Annotated in this window: 12 protein-coding genes; 7 read left to right on the top strand and 5 right to left on the bottom strand. The window is 73.1% G+C overall.

Annotation, left to right across the window (positions count from 1 at the left end; all coding sequences use genetic code 11):
* Nucleotides 1-71: 71 nt before the first annotated feature.
* The 3 genes from ACWDAS_RS05080 to ACWDAS_RS05070 form a co-directional block, all read right to left on the bottom strand.
* Nucleotides 72-1448 (bottom strand): wax ester/triacylglycerol synthase family O-acyltransferase, encoded by a 1377-nt coding sequence (locus ACWDAS_RS05080; protein ID WP_450387435.1) that lies wholly within the window; start codon nucleotides 1446-1448, stop codon nucleotides 72-74.
* Between the two features lie 164 nt (nucleotides 1449-1612).
* A complete protein-coding gene (locus tag ACWDAS_RS05075) occupies nucleotides 1613-3223 on the bottom strand; it encodes a threonine/serine exporter family protein (RefSeq protein WP_450387434.1) in 1611 nt (536 codons plus the stop codon).
* A gap of 112 nt (nucleotides 3224-3335) precedes the next feature.
* Complete coding sequence (locus ACWDAS_RS05070) at nucleotides 3336-4064, bottom strand: DedA family protein (protein WP_450387433.1); 729 nt, start codon at nucleotides 4062-4064, stop codon at nucleotides 3336-3338.
* A 139-nt stretch (nucleotides 4065-4203) separates the two neighbouring features.
* Between ACWDAS_RS05070 and ACWDAS_RS05065 the strand changes: the two genes are divergently transcribed.
* On the top strand, nucleotides 4204-5553 hold the full coding sequence (locus ACWDAS_RS05065) for an ABC transporter ATP-binding protein (RefSeq protein ID WP_450387432.1): 1350 nt from the start codon (nucleotides 4204-4206) through the stop codon (nucleotides 5551-5553).
* A 37-nt stretch (nucleotides 5554-5590) separates the two neighbouring features.
* Entirely contained in the window at nucleotides 5591-5962 is a 372-nt protein-coding gene (locus ACWDAS_RS05060; RefSeq protein WP_450387431.1) for a YbjQ family protein, read from the top strand.
* On the opposite strand, the gene ACWDAS_RS05055 is transcribed toward ACWDAS_RS05060, so the two are convergent.
* Nucleotides 5943-6716, bottom strand: a complete 774-nt coding sequence (locus ACWDAS_RS05055; RefSeq protein WP_450387430.1) for a MerR family transcriptional regulator — start codon at nucleotides 6714-6716, stop codon at nucleotides 5943-5945. The two genes, ACWDAS_RS05060 and ACWDAS_RS05055, sit on opposite strands and share 20 nt — an antisense overlap.
* Before the next feature lie 54 nt (nucleotides 6717-6770).
* On the opposite strand from ACWDAS_RS05055, the gene leuE reads away from it, so the two are divergent.
* The 3 genes from leuE to ACWDAS_RS05040 all read left to right on the top strand — a co-directional run bounded on the left by leuE (nucleotide 6771) and on the right by ACWDAS_RS05040 (nucleotide 9980).
* The gene (gene leuE, locus ACWDAS_RS05050) at nucleotides 6771-7430 is read left to right on the top strand and encodes a leucine efflux protein LeuE (protein WP_450387429.1); all 660 of its coding nucleotides are present in this window, start codon (nucleotides 6771-6773) and stop codon (nucleotides 7428-7430) included.
* 65 nt (nucleotides 7431-7495) lie between these two features.
* Nucleotides 7496-8953: a glutamate decarboxylase gene (locus tag ACWDAS_RS05045; protein ID WP_450387428.1), complete on the top strand. Its 1458-nt coding sequence runs from the start codon at nucleotides 7496-7498 to the stop codon at nucleotides 8951-8953.
* 28 nt (nucleotides 8954-8981) lie between these two features.
* Nucleotides 8982-9980, top strand: a complete 999-nt coding sequence (locus ACWDAS_RS05040; RefSeq protein ID WP_450387427.1) for a cation diffusion facilitator family transporter — start codon at nucleotides 8982-8984, stop codon at nucleotides 9978-9980.
* 210 nt (nucleotides 9981-10190) lie between these two features.
* Here the strand turns inward: ACWDAS_RS05040 and ACWDAS_RS05035 are convergent, their stop codons facing one another.
* Nucleotides 10191-11249 carry a peptidoglycan DD-metalloendopeptidase family protein gene (locus tag ACWDAS_RS05035; protein WP_450387426.1) on the bottom strand — a complete coding sequence of 353 codons (1059 nt, stop codon included), beginning with the start codon at nucleotides 11247-11249 and terminating at the stop codon, nucleotides 10191-10193.
* A gap of 156 nt (nucleotides 11250-11405) precedes the next feature.
* Here ACWDAS_RS05035 and ACWDAS_RS05030 point away from each other — a divergent pair, with 156 nt between their 5' ends.
* Nucleotides 11406-13094 (top strand): SpoIIE family protein phosphatase, encoded by a 1689-nt coding sequence (locus ACWDAS_RS05030; protein WP_450387425.1) that lies wholly within the window; start codon nucleotides 11406-11408, stop codon nucleotides 13092-13094.
* A gap of 116 nt (nucleotides 13095-13210) precedes the next feature.
* Nucleotides 13211-14239: a rod shape-determining protein gene (locus tag ACWDAS_RS05025; protein ID WP_450387424.1), complete on the top strand. Its 1029-nt coding sequence runs from the start codon at nucleotides 13211-13213 to the stop codon at nucleotides 14237-14239.
* Nucleotides 14240-14291: the final 52 nt, after the last annotated feature.

Here is a 14291-nt window from a genome sequence, read left to right as displayed (position 1 = left end):
GCTTCTCCCGCAGCCACGAGGGCGGCGCGCTCCCTTCCGGCGCGGGCCGCCCTCGCGCACGTCCGGCGCCGTCACTCGCAGGCGTCGAGGAGTTCGGCCAGCGCGCCGTGCAGCGCCGCCGCGAGCCTGTCGGCGTCGGGTACGGAATCCGCGTCCGCGAGCAGCCCGATGTGGACGCGGCGGCGGTAGGTGGAGACGGCGACCGCCAGGGACTGGCCGCGGGCGAGCGGGGCGATCGGGTAGAGCTCGGTCATCCGGCAGCCGTCCAGCGTCAGCGGCACGTCGAGCATCGGCACGTTGGTGACCAGGACGTCGAACAGCAGCCGCGCGGAGGCGGCGAGCAGCGGCGCCGCGAAGCGGTGCGCGAGCGGCGGCACGCTGTCGGCCAGCAGCGCGACGGCGCCGGGGCCGGAGTCCGGCCCGGCGTCCTTGTTGCGGTCCATGCCGGCGCGCACGTCGCGCAGCCGGGCCAGCGGATCGGGCTCGCCGACCGGCAGCCTCAGCAGGTAGCCGGAGATGCGGTTGCCCCGGCCGCCGCGTACGCCCCTGCGGCGGCGCCGCGCCACCGGGATCAGGGCGCGCGGGCCCGGGCCCGCGGGGTCGTCGCCGCGGGCCTCCATCCACCGCCGCAGGGCGCCGGCGACGACGGCCATGACGACGTCGTTGACGGTCCCGCCGCCGGTCTTGCGGATCCGGTGCAGGTCGTCGACGTCGAGGGAGGCGGTGGCGAACCGGCGCTCCGCGCCGCCGGGCGTCCAGGCCGCGCCCAGCGCGGCGGGCCCGCCCGGGTCGAGGGAGGCCCGCAGCACGGCCGAGCCGATGCCCAGTGCCCGTCCGGCCTCGCGCACCCGGTCCGGCAGGGAGGCGACGACCTGCCGCGGATCGGGCAGTGCGGGCAGGTGGAGTCCGGGGCCCCGGCCCTGGGCCGGGACCGTCCCGGCCCCCTGCCGCGGCGCCGGTGCCGCCGGGGCGGGCGCCGGGGTGCGGGCCCCCTGGTCGAGCAGGACCGCGCCGAACTCCACGGCGCGCAGGCCGTCGGCGAGGGCGTGATGCAGTTTGACCAGGACCGAGAAGGGCGCGTCGGGGGCGCCCTCGATGACGTACACCTCCCACGGCGGGCGATCGCGGTCCATGGGCCGGGACATCAGTTCGGCGACGGCGGCGTCGGCGTCGGCCCGCCGCACGGCGTGGACGTGGTGCCGTGCGTCGAAGTGCTCGTCGGTCGCCCAGGCGGCGCCGCCGACGCCGTACCAGACGTCCTTCACGCGCTGCCGCATCCGCGGCGCGGCCTCGGCTCGGGCGGTGATCAGCGCCGCGAGGCCCTCGGCGTCGACCGGATGCCCCGGGTCGCGTTCGAAGACGGCCACGGCGCCCAGGTGCATGGGATGGCCGGGCGAGTCGAGGTTCCAGAAGGCGAGGTCCAGCGGGCTCAGGTGCTCGTCAGCCAAGGCTCCATGCCTCCGGAAGGTCGGGTTTTGCCCCGGATCGGACTACGGATTTTGAAGTGAAACGCCTGGAACCGATTACAGTCAACTACGACCACGATACGGACAGTTAACATCAGGTTGCACGGCCGGGTTCCGGGCGCCGCCGAAGCGGCGTCCCGAAGGGCTCAGAATCCGCGGGTCCGCTTGGCCGCCGCACGACGTCGTGCCTGGTCAGCGCCACCGGGCAGCTTGATGAACAGACGTGCGATCTCGCCTCCCAGGTTCACCCCGATGGCCACGGCGAGTGCCAGCGCCGCCGCCTTCGTCAACGAGGCGAAACCCTGGTCCAGGTGGCCGCGGGTCAGCCCGAGCAGACCGAAGTACGTCGCCGAACCCGGCAGCAGCGGCCCGATCGCCGCCGTGACGTACGGCAGCGCCGACGCGTAGCGGTAGCGGGACAGCACCTGGCCGAAAAGGCCCACCAGGCCGGCGGCGACCGCGGTGGCCGCGACCGGCGACATGCCGATGCCGATCTTCTCCTGGTGCAGCGCGGCGTAGACCGTCCAGGCGACGCCGCCGTTGAGGGCGGCGATCACCAGCACGCTCCGCTCGCACTGCAGCAGCACCGCGAAGGCGAGGCTCAGCACCATCGAGGCGACCAGTTGCACGGGCGGGTTCTCGTAGGTCCGCAGCACCTGGTCGGGGTCGAGTTCGGCGCCCAGGCTGACCCCGGCGTAGAGGATCAGCGTCACGCCGACGACGATGCCGGTGAAGAGGTACATGACCTCCAGCAGACGGGCGGAGGCGGTGATGTAGAAGCCGGTCAGGCCGTCCTGCACCGCCGCCACCAGGGCCCGTCCCGGGATCAGCGCGAAGAGTCCACCGGTGATGACCGCCGAGGCCTGCAGGGTGCTCGTACCGGGCAGGTCCTGGCCGAAGCGGGCGATCAGCACGCCCATCATCGCGGCGGGCATCGCCGCCGCCACGAACTGGTAGAACTCCGGCAGCCCGCGACCGGCGCACAGCCACGCCAGCCGGTCGCCCAGCATCGCGCCGAGCGCGGCGATCGCGAACACCAGCGGCCCCCCGCCGCCCACCAGCATGCTCGCCGCACCCGCCAGCAGCCCGGCCGCCACCGTCAGCAGCCAGCCCGGGTAGGGGTGGCGGTTGCGGCGGATCTCGGCGAGCCGCCGGTAGGCGTCCTCAAGACTGAGGTCGGCGGCCGTGATGTCGTTGATCAGCCGGAAGACGGCCGCGAGGCGGGTGTAGTCGGTCGCCCGGCGGCGCACCGTGCGGTTGGCGGTGACCGGCGGGTCCACCAGCGAGGGCTGGTAGGAGATGCTCAGCAGCGTGAACGTGACGTTCGGCTCGACCCGGCCCAGGCCGTAGGCGTGGACCACGCCGAGCATCGCGGCCTCGACGTCCTCCGCGCCCTCGCCGCCGGCGAGCAGCAGCTCCCCGATGCGCAGGGTGAGGTCGAGCACGCGCGGCACCGGCGGTCCGGCCTCCGCCTCCGCCTCCGACCGGCGGGCCGGCTGCTCGGGGGCGGGGCGCTCGCCGACGGGCATGCGCAGCAGGGTGCGCATGCGATCGGGCCAGGGCGTCTCCTTGGAGAGGCTGACGATCGGGATGCCCTCGGGGGGCATGAAGGCCGGGTGCGACAGCTGCGGGGAGGTCCGCGTGCCGGGGCGGGTGAAGGCGGAACCCTGCGGTTCGGGCCTGGGCAGTTCCACGCCCAGGGGTGGCGTGAACTCCGAGCCGCCGGCCGGCTGCTCGGGCTCCTTGGGATGCGCCACGGGGTCCTCCTTTCGGCGCGTGATCGCTTGACGGTTCCGGGTGTGCCAGGGGGGAGGGCGTCAGCACCCTCCCCCCTGGCACAGCGGAACGACTGCCCACTCCCTCAGTCGGTCAACGGCGGTTCGCGCGGTGACGGCCGCCCGAGCCGCGCTGGACGGGCGGCTGGCCGGCGTCGGCGTCGGCGGGGGTCCCGGGCAGCGGGGCGGCGGCGGCGACCTTCCTGGACGCCGCTCGGGCGCGCAGGAACTCGATGGCGATCGGGATGACGGAGAGCAGGACGATCCCGACGAGGATCAGCTCGATGTGCCTGTGGACGAAATCGATCTGGCCCAGCCAGTAACCGAGCAGGGTCACCCCCGCGCCCCACATCAGGCCGCCGACGACGTTGTACGTCACGAAGACCCGGTAGTTCATGCGGCTGACGCCGGCGACGATCGGGGTGAAGGTCCGCACGATCGGCACGAAGCGCGCCAGCACGATCGACTTGGCGCCGTGCCGTTCGAAGAACTCGTGGGCCTTCTCCACGTTCTCCTGCTTGAAGAGCTTGGAGTCCGGTCGCCGGAAGAGCGAGGGCCCGACCTTGCGGCCGAAGAGGTAGCCCACCTGGTCGCCCGCGGCCGCGGCGAGCACCACCAGCACGCAGACCAGCCAGATCGGATAGTCCAGCTTGCCGCCGGCGACCAGCAGACCGCCGGTGAAGAGCAGCGAGTCACCGGGCAGGAAGAAGCCGATGAGCAGACCCGACTCGGCGAAGACGATCGCCAGCAGGCCGATGAGGCCCGCGGACGAGATGAGGTAATCGGGGTCGAGCCATTGCGGGCCCAGGGCGAGAGTCGTCACGCGCCAAAAGTATCAACGTGGTCGTGACCGAACCGTTCCCAGCCCGCGAACGCTCGGCTACGGTCCTCCCAAGCGTTTTACCGTGCAACACCGCAAGTCGCCCGTCACTCCAGAATCATCATCATCCGGCGGAACCCACATGACTCGCGCCATCTCCCTGCACGACGTTTCGAAGTCCTACGGCCGCGGCGTACGCGCCGTCGAACACTTCTCCCTGGACATCGCCCCTGGTGAGTTCCTGGTGCTGCTCGGCCCGTCGGGCTGCGGCAAATCCACGGTCCTGCGCATGATCGCGGGTCTGGAGGACATCACCTCGGGCGAGCTGCTCCTGGACGGCGAGTACGCCAACGACCTGGCACCGGGCGACCGGAGGATGGCCATGGTCTTCCAGAACTTCGCCCTCTACCCGAGCATGACCAGCCGGGAGAACATCGGTTTCCCGCTGCGCTTCGAGATGCCCGGGCAGGACACCGGCCCCCGGGTCGCCGAGACCGCCCGCACCCTGGGCATCGAGGACATCCTCGACCGCTACCCCGGCCAGCTGTCCGGCGGCGAGCGGCAGCGGGTCGCGATGGGCCGGGCCATCTCCCGGCACCCGTCCGTCTTCCTGATGGACGAACCGCTGTCCAACCTCGACGCCAAGCTCCGCTCGCACCTGCGCGCCGAGATCGCCCGGCTGACCCGCGGCATGGGCGTGACGACGGTGTACGTCACCCACGACCAGGCCGAGGCGATGTCGCTGGGCGACCGTGTGGCGATTATGCGCAGCGGTGTGCTGCAGCAGGTGAGCACCCCGCGTGAGGCATATCACCTGCCGCAGAACGTCTTCGTGGCCGCCTTCATCGGCACCCCGCGGATCAACCTGCTGGAGGCGACGGTGGTGGCCCCACTCGACGGCGCGATGTGGATCGACCTCGGCCGGCAGCGGCTCGTCCTCCCCCAGCCGCTGAGCAGGGACCACCAGATGCTCCGCATCCAGCAGGGCCGGCCGGTCATCGTCGGCCTGCGCTCGGAGGCCGTGCGCATCGACCGGCCGAGCAGCGCGCGGCCCGGCGAGGTGGTGCTGAGCGGCGTCGTGGAGCACGTGGAGTACCAGGGCCACGAGTCGCTGGTGCACCTGAGCACCGGGGCCCGCCCGGCCGTCGTGCCCGAGCTGGAGGCCGCCCGTCCGGCCGGCGCGCGGCAGCGCTCCCGGGCCGCGTCCCGGCCGGGCGGCGGGGCCGGCCTCGGCCGCCTGGTGCAGAAGGCCGCCGCACGGGTCTCCGGCCAGTGCCAGACAGCCGTGCTGGACCGCCCGGCACCGCGTCCGGAGACCGAGCGGTCCGCCGCCGGGGGCGGCGACCTCGTCGTCCGCACCGGGCCCGACCTGCGGCTGCGCCCCGGCCAGCACGTGCCGCTGCTGGTCGACCTCGCGCACCTCTACGTCTTCGACCACGAGGGCAACCGGATCTGCCCGGCCCCGGAGCGGACACCGCGCCTGGAGTACTGAGACTGCGCGGGACGGCGGCCAGGGCGACGATGCCCGTATGGGTATCGACGAGTACGGCGGCGGACAGTCGCCCCAGTCCGCCGTCCTGGTGGTCACCACGAACGACGTGCCGGGCTACCGGGTGGACCGGGTGATCGGCGAGGTCTTCGGCCTCACCGTGCGCTCCCGCCACCTGGGCAGCCAGATCGGCGCGGGCCTGAAGTCCCTGGTCGGCGGCGAGCTGAAGGGGCTCACCAAGACCCTGGCGCAGACCCGTACCCAGGCGATGGAGCGGCTGGTCGAACAGGCGCAGTCGCGCGGCGCCAACGCCGTGCTGATGATGCGCTTCGACGTCAGCGAGGCCGCGGACGCCGGCACCGAGGTGTGCGCCTACGGCACGGCGGCGGTGATCACGCCCCGGCACGCCTAGCGTTGGCCAGGATCGCGTCGTGGACGTACTGCGCGGTGCCCGGCGCGATCGCCTCGTAGAAGGCGTGGAAGCGCGGGTCGGCCAGGTACATCCCGGCGAGACCGGTGTGGATCTCGTACGTGCAGTCGTAGTAGTGGTCCACGATGAACTGCCGGTGCTCCTCCGCCAGGTCCATCGCGGCCTCGCCGTCGGCCGGGGCGCCGGTGTCGCGGAGCGCGACGAGCCGGGCGGCCCATTCGTCCTGCTCCGCCTTGATCCGCAGCCAGTCCTCCTTGGTGTAGGAGGCGGCGCGGCGCTGCGACTGCTCGTACGCCTCGGTGTCGCCCCAGCGCTCCCGGGTCTCCTCGGCGTGCTGGTCGAGGTCGTACTCCCCGAAGACCTCGAACTTCTCCTCGGGCGTGAGGTTGATGCCCATCGTGCGTGCCTCCATGGCTCGTTGGACGGCGTCGGCCATCTCCGTCAGCTTCCCGATCCGCGCGGTCAGCAGCTCGTGCTGGCGCCGCAGGTGCTCCCGCGGGTCCGCGGCCGGGTCGTCGAGGAGGACCGCCACCTGGTCCAGGGGAAAGCCGAGCTCCCGGTAGAAGAGGATCTGCTGCAGCCGGTCGAGGTCGGTGTCGCTGTAGCGCCGGTGACCCGCGTGGCTGCGGGTGCTGGGCGACAGCAGCCCGATCTCGTCGTAGTGGTGCAGCGTGCGGACGGTCACGCCGGCGAAGCCCGCCACCTGCCCGACCGAGTAGCCCGTGCTCGTGTTCATGACCACACCCTCCGGCCTCACGCCACGTGAGGTGCAAGTGCCATATTGGTGCGCATGCTGGGAATCACCGACCTGTCGACGTATGTGCTGGGCACCGTACTGATCGTGCTGCTGCCGGGGCCGAACTCGCTGTACACGCTGTCCGTCGCGGCGCGCCGAGGGGTCCGCACGGCGTACCGCGCGGCGCTGGGCGTCTTCCTCGGCGACACGGTGCTGATGACCGCCTCGGCGGCCGGGGTGGCGGGGCTGCTCAAGGCGAACGCCGTGCTGTTCGGCATCGTGAAGTACGCCGGCGCCGGCTACCTGGCGTGGATCGCCTTCGGCATGGCGCGGGCCGCCTGGGGGATGTGGCGGGCGCGGCACACGGAGCCGGTGGCGGTGGAGGCCGTGGCCGACGCGGTGGCGGACACCGAGCAGCCCTTCCGGCGGGCGCTGGTGATCAGCCTGCTCAACCCCAAGGCGATCCTGTTCTTCATCTCCTTCTTCGTGCAGTTCGTGGACCCCGGCTACGCCCATCCGGCGCTGTCCTTCCTGGCGCTGGGCGCGATCGCGCAGATCTTCAGCTTCTGCTACCTGACGCTGCTGATATTCGGCGGAACCTTCCTGGCCGCCCAGTTCCGCCGCCGCAGGCGGCTGGCGGCTGGGCTGACCTCGGGCGCCGCGGCGCTCTTCCTGGGCTTCGCGGCGAAGCTGTCGATGGCCTCGGCGGGCTGACCCGGCGCCCGGACGTCCCCGGCCGCCGACCTGCCGATGGCCGATTTCGCCCTTATCGTGACGGTATGTCGCTGCACAAAGGTGCCGAAGGCCTGCCGAAACTCGCCGTCAACCCCTTCTACGCCGGGGCCGACCCGGTCGCCGGGATGCGCGCGGCGCCGCCGAAGCACCGGCTGCCCGACGGGCCGATGACACCCTCGACGGCGTATCAGCTGGTCCACGACGAGCTGATGCTCGACGGCAACGCCCGCCTCAACCTCGCCACCTTCGTCACCACGTGGATGGAGCCCGAGGCCGGGGTGCTGATGGGCGAGTGCCGCGACAAGAACATGATCGACAAGGACGAGTACCCGCGCACCGCCGAACTGGAGCGGCGCTGCGTGTCGATGCTCGCCGACCTGTGGCACGCCCCCGATCCGGAGAGCGCCGTCGGCTGCTCCACCACCGGCTCCTCCGAGGCATGCATGCTCGCCGGGATGGCCCTCAAGCGCCGCTGGATGAAGCGCGCCGGCGACGGTGCCGGCCGGGGCACGTCCTTCGCCCGCCGCTGGACCAAGCGCACCGGCGACCGCCACCCCGGCTCCGGCCGCCCGAACCTGGTCATGGGCGGCAACGTGCAGGTCTGCTGGGAGAAGTTCTGCAACTTCTGGGAGGTCGAGCCGCGCCTGGTGCCGATGGAGGGCGACCGGCTGCACCTGGAGGCGGACGCCGCCGTCGCGCTGTGCGACGAGAACACCATCGGGGTCGTGGCCGTCCTCGGCTCGACCTTCGACGGCTCCTACGAGCCCGTGGCCGAGATCTGCGCCGCGCTCGACGCCCTGCAGGAGCGGACCGGGCTCGACATCCCCGTCCACGTCGACGGGGCCTCCGGGGCGATGATCGCGCCCTTCCTCGACGAGGACCTGGTCTGGGACTTCCGGCTGCCCCGGGTGTCCTCGATCAACACCTCCGGCCACAAGTACGGGCTCGTCTACCCCGGCGTCGGCTGGGCGCTGTGGCGGGACACCGACGCCCTGCCCGAGGAACTGGTCTTCCGGGTCAACTACCTCGGCGGCGAAATGCCGACCTTCGCCCTGAACTTCTCCCGGCCGGGCGCCCAGGTCGTCGCCCAGTACTACACCTTCCTGCGGCTGGGCCGGGACGGCTTCCGCACCGTCCAGCAGACCGCCCGCGACGTGGCCGGCTACCTCGCCTCGCGGATCGAGGAGTGCGGGGACTTCCGGATGATCACCCGTGGCGACCAGCTGCCGGTCTTCGCCTTCACCACCGCCGACCACGTCACCGCCTACGACGTCTTCGACGTCTCCCGGCGGATGCGCGAGCGCGGCTGGCAGGTGCCCGCCTACACCTACCCGCCGAACCGCGAGGACCTGGCGGTGCTGCGGATCGTGGTCCGCAACGGCTTCTCCGAGGACCTCGCCGACCTCTTCCTCGCCGACCTGCAGCGCTACCTCCCCCAGCTGCGCGCCCAGGAGCACCCGCTCCACCCGCCCGGCGAGGCGCCCACCGCCTTCCACCACTGAGCGGCTCCACGCGGGGCACACGCTCCCCATGGGGAAGGACAAGCAGACCAGGGGCACCGTCTTCGTCGCTCTCGCCGCGAACCTGATGATCGCCGTGGCGAAGGCGGTCGGCGGGCTGCTCACCACGTCGCCGGCGCTCCTGTCGGAAGCGGCGCACTCGGTGGCCGACACCCTCAACGAGGTCTTCCTGCTGGCCGCGCTGCGCCGCAGCCGGCGCGGGCCCGACGCCCAGCACCCCTTCGGCTACGGCAAGGAGCGCTGGTTCTGGTCGCTGCTCGCCGCCGTGGGGATCTTCGTGATGGGCGGCTGCTTCTCCTTCTACCAGGGTGTATCCGCGTTCCACGAGCGTGAGCCGCACACCACGCGGGCCTTCCTGACCGCGCTGGCCGTCCTGGTCGTCTCCCTGCTCGCCGAGGGGTCCTCGCTGGCCAAGGCGCTGCTCCAGGTACGGGACGGGGCCCGCGCGCACGGCCGCTCGTTCCGCGCCGAACTGCGCGGGGGCGAGGACCCCACGCTGCGCACGGTGATCGGTGAGGACAGCGCCGCGGTCCTCGGTGTGCTGCTGGCGCTCGCCGGTGTCGTACTGCACTGGATCACCGGCAACCGGACCTGGGAGGCGTACGCGTCCCTGGCGATCGCCGCGCTGCTGATGTACGTCGCCTACCGGCTCGGCAGGGACTGCCGGGAGACCCTCATCGGCGAGGCCGCCGACCCGCGGCTCCGCCAGCGGGCGCACGAACTGCTGGCGCGGCAGCCGGAGATCGACACGGTCACCGCACTGCTGACGATGCGGCTCGGCATCGACTCGGTGCTGCTGGCCGCCCGGGTGGACCTGACCGAGGGGATCGACAGCGAGACGGTGGAGGAGGCCGCGGTCCGCATCAAGCGCACGCTCACCCAGGAGTTCCCCGAACTGGACCAGATCTTCCTGGACGTCATCGACGCCTCCGCCGAGGACCGCCGCGCGGCGCAGGAACTGCGGCGCTCGCTGCGCGCGGAGGCGGCACGCCACGAGGGCGGGGGCTGACCGGCGAAGGCGGACGAGGCGGTCAGCGGCCCGGCCACAGGCCGGTCGCGGTCGGACGTACGGCTGCGGTACGGAGACGGCAGGCCGGTGTGCGCGAAGTGCGCACGCAAGCCCCCCGCAGGTCGGAAACCGGCGCCGAATGATCAGCGCCGGCGGCCGCACACCGGCGAGCCCGTGTGAACCGTGGCAGGGGTGGGGTGCCCGCGGCGGTCAGTCGGCGAACCGCACACCGCGCCGGGCCATCCAGGGCAGCGGAGGGACGGCGGAGCCCATCTGGGGCGTGACGCGGACCTCGAAGTGCAGGTGCGGACCGGTGGAGTTGCCGGAGTTGCCGGACCGGCCGATCTGCTCGCCCGCGCGGACCCGCTGCCCGGGGACAACCTCCAGGACGGACAGATGGGCGTAGTGCGTGCAGTAGCCGTCGTCGTGCCGGATGACGATCTGGTTGCCGAAGCCGTCGCCGCACCCGGCCACCACCACCGTGCCGTCGCCCACCGCGCGGACCGGGGTGCCCGGCGGGACCGCGAAGTCCTGGCCGGTGTGGCGGTGCGCCCAGTGCGCCCCGGCCTCGTCGTACCCCGCGGTCAGCGTGGAGTGCGCCACCGGGCGGACCCAGTGCGGGGCGCCGTGACGGAGGGCGGCGGCGGACGAGCGCCGCGGGGCCGGGGGGACGTCGTGCGGGCAGTCCGCGGAGAGGCCCTCGTGGGCCATCAGCGCCAGGTCCCGGGCCGACAACTGGGCCTGGGCGCGCAGCAGCCGCGCCTCGATGCGCCGCCGGAGCGCGTCCTTGCGGCGGGCCTCGCGGGCCAGCACCGCCAGCGTCCGGTCGACCGCCTCGGTGTCCGCCGCAAGCCGGCGCTCGGCCAGCGTCCGCTCGGCCAGCAGCGCGGCCTGCGCGTGGTCGCCCTGCCACGCCAGGGTCGCGCCCTCCAGCAGCCGGTCGGGCCGTCCGGTCAGCAGCAGCCGCGCCGAAGGACTCAGCCCTCCGCTTCGGTACTCGCTGCGGGCCATCGCCCCCATCCGGTCCCGCAGCACCGCCAGCCGGCGCCGCTCACCCTCCGCGGCCCGGTGCAGCAGCCGCAGGTCGGCGCGCTTGCGGCGGACCGCCCGCTCCGCCTCCTCGTACGCCTGCACGGCCCGGGCGGCCTGCGCGTACAGCCGTTCCACCCGCGCCGGCGGGCCGGGGCGCGGGTCGGGCCGCTCACCGGCCGCCGCCGGCGACGCGGTCAGCAGCAGGCAGAGCGCCGCGACCGCCGTCCTCCATCGCATCACCCGATCCTTTCCGGCCAGGTCACCGGGGTGCCCGGACGACACGCCCCACCGGCCGACGGCCACCCGGCGGGGTGACCGCATCCGGGCGTGCGCCCGGCGCGGGACCGGCCGATCATGGGAACGGGCGCACTCGGCGGACAGGAGGGTGACCGGGTGAGCGGCGACGGTGAGCCCGGCAGCTGGTCACCGCTGGACCACGCGGTCCTGCGGCAGGTACTGGACGGCACGCCGGCGGGCGTGGGCATCTTCGACCCGCAGCTTCGCTACGTCTACGTCAATCCCGCCCTCGCCCGGATGAACGGCCTGCCCGCCGAGGCCCACCTGGGCCGCACGATCGGCGAGGTGCTGCCGGACCTCGACGACGCCGGCGAGGAGGCGCTGCGTCAGGTCCTGTCCGACGGCAAGTCGCGCGAGGTGCCGTCCAGCGGCCGCACACGGGCCGAGGCGGAACCGGCCCGGCGCCACTGGCAGGGCGCCTACCACCGGCTGGACGCCGACGACGGCACGGTGCTCGGGCTCGTCGGGATCATGCTGGAGGTCAGCGCCGCCCGCCAGCACCAGCAGGAACTGGAGCGGGCCCGGGAGCGGCTGGCGATCCTGGACCGCGCGGCCACGTTCATCGGCACCACGCTGGAGATGGACGAGACCTGCGCCGAGCTCGCCGGATTCCTCGTGCCGCTGCTCGCCGACATCGCCACCGTCGAGGTCTTCCCCACCGAGCGCGCCACCCCCTACAACCGCGGCGTGCTGCGACTGCGCCGGGCCGCCATGGCGGCGCTGCCGAACCTGCGCGAGCAGGTCAAGATCTTCGGCGAGCCCGGGGAGTACGTGGAGTACCCGTCCGGCACGACCATCCCGCGCTGCCTGCAGAGCGGCCGCCCGGTGCTGCAGAACCTGGCCGGCGACAACGCGCTGGGTCACGGCGGCCCCGGCCGGGAGCGGATGGCCGCCTACCGGGCGGTCGGCATCCACTCCGCGCTCGTCGTGCCGCTCGCCGCGCGCGGCGAGCCGATCGGCACGGTGACCCTGGTCCGCTGCGGCGAGTCCCCGGGGTTCACCGACCGGGACACCGAGACCGTCCAGGACGTCGTGCGGCGGGCCGCGATCTACCTCGACAACGCCCGCCGATACACCCACGAGCACGGCATCGCCCTGGAGTTGCAGCGCGCCCTGATGTCCGAGCCGGGCTCCCCGCACCCCTCCGTCGAGGCCGCGTTCCGCTACCAGCCGGCCGGCAGCACCGCGCTGGTGGGCGGCGACTGGTACGACACCGTACGGCTGCCGTACGGGCGCACCCTGCTGGCCATGGGCGACGTGATGGGGCACGGGGTCGAGGCATCCGTCGACATGAGCCAGTACCGCTCGATGCTGCGGTTCGTTGCCGCGGCCGACCTGCCGCCGCACCGCATCCTGCGCCGGCTCGACACCCTCATCTCGGAGACCGAGTCGGGCCGCCCGGCCAGTTGCCTGCTGGCCCTGGTCGACCCGGCGCGCAGCAAGTGCACCTACGCCGGCGCCGGTCATCTGCCGCCCGCCGTCATCCGGCCGAACGGCACGGTCGACATCGTCAGCATCCCGGTGGGGCCGCCGCTGGGCACCGGCCACGGCGGCTACGAACCCGTCTCGATCGCCTGCCGGCCCGGCGACGTCCTGCTCCTCTACACGGACGGCCTCGTCGAGCGGCGCGGGGAGGACATCGACGCCTCCCTCGACCGTCTCGCCGGGTTGCGACTGCACCCCGACGGTGATCTGGGCGGATTGATCGACAGGGTCCTGTCCTTGCTGGTCGTGGAGCCGGCGGACGACGACATAGCGGTCCTGGCGGCACGGATCGTGCGATGACCGGATCATCCGCTCGGACCATCACAACAGGCGGATTTCGACTTGCGCCCGCACGATGATCAGACGGGCCGCCGCAGGGGCGGGCCCTGGAACCGGCCCCTCGGGGAGGATCTGCCGTGACCGTCAGTCTGGCGCAGTTGCGTCGTTGCTCCGTTGCCGTCGACCTCGGGGCATCCCGCACCCGGGTCTATCTCAAGCACCAGGGACTCGTCGTGGACGAGCCCAGCGTGGCCGCCGTCAACGCGCACAGCGGCGCCCTCATCGCGGTCGGCGAGCTCGCCGAGAAGATGACCGGACGCACCCCCGACCACATCCGCGTGGTCCGCCCCATCCAGGCCGGCATGGTCGTCGACATCGACATGGCCCAGCGCATGCTCCGCCACCTGCTGGGCGGTCAGCTCCGCAAGGCCTGGCGGCGCAAGCCGATGCTCCGGGCGGCCGTGTGCACCCCCAACGGCAGCGGCCCGCTGGCCCAGCGGGCCGCGGTCGAGACGCTGTACGGCCTCGGCTCACGCCGGGTCGAACTGGTCGACTCCGTCATCGCGGCCGCCGTCGGGTGCGGGCTGCCGGTCGAGCAGCCCGAAGCGACGATGCTCATGCTGGCCGGGGCCAGCACCACGCAGATCGCCGTCATGTCGCTGGGCGCGATCGTCGCGGCGGAGACCATCCCGGTGGGCGGCGACGCGATCGACCACGCGGTCGTCCAGCACCTGCGCAACACGCACGAACTGGTCCTGCCCAGCCAGTCGGTGCGGCCGCTGCACGAGATCCTCTCCGCCCCCGGGCCCACCGCACCCAGCGCGGAGGTCCAGGGGCGCGACGTCGCGAGCGGGATCGCCCGCACCGTCCGCGTCGACACCGAGGGGGTGCGGCAGGCGATCCGGATGCCCATGGCGACGCTGGTCGATGGGATCGGCATGGTGCTCAGGCGGTGCCCGCCGGACCTGGTCGCCGACCTCACCGACCGCGGCATCATGCTCGCGGGCGGCAGCGCGCTGCTGCCGGGGCTCGACATGATGCTCCGTCAGGCCACCGGGATGCCGGTCACGATCGCGGACCGGCCAGACGTCTGCGCGGTGCTCGGCCTCGGCGCGATGCTGGAGGGCCACGCCGTCCCCATGCCCCTGGACCCCCTGTCCGCGTAGCCGCCCGGCCTGGCGGGGTGTGCCGGGCGGCCGTCCGGCACCCCGCCACCAT

This window comes from Streptomyces sp. NPDC001070, assembly GCF_053598835.1.
Note: the sequence above shows the minus strand (reverse complement) of the source record. Positions and strands in the feature narration are given on the sequence as shown.

Excerpts from the sequence above, each read along its gene's own strand:
- ACWDAS_RS05065 (WP_450387432.1), top strand. The coding sequence starts at position 4,204 with ATGACTCGCGCCATCTCCCTGCACGACGTTTCGAAGTCCTACGGCCGC.
- leuE (WP_450387429.1), top strand. The coding sequence starts at position 6,771 with ATGCTGGGAATCACCGACCTGTCGACGTATGTGCTGGGCACCGTACTG.
- ACWDAS_RS05045 (WP_450387428.1), top strand. The coding sequence starts at position 7,496 with ATGTCGCTGCACAAAGGTGCCGAAGGCCTGCCGAAACTCGCCGTCAAC.
- ACWDAS_RS05035 (WP_450387426.1), bottom strand. The coding sequence starts at position 11,249 with ATGCGATGGAGGACGGCGGTCGCGGCGCTCTGCCTGCTGCTGACCGCG.
- ACWDAS_RS05060 (WP_450387431.1), top strand. The coding sequence starts at position 5,591 with ATGGGTATCGACGAGTACGGCGGCGGACAGTCGCCCCAGTCCGCCGTC.
- ACWDAS_RS05040 (WP_450387427.1), top strand. The coding sequence starts at position 8,982 with ATGGGGAAGGACAAGCAGACCAGGGGCACCGTCTTCGTCGCTCTCGCC.
- ACWDAS_RS05055 (WP_450387430.1), bottom strand. The coding sequence starts at position 6,716 with ATGAACACGAGCACGGGCTACTCGGTCGGGCAGGTGGCGGGCTTCGCC.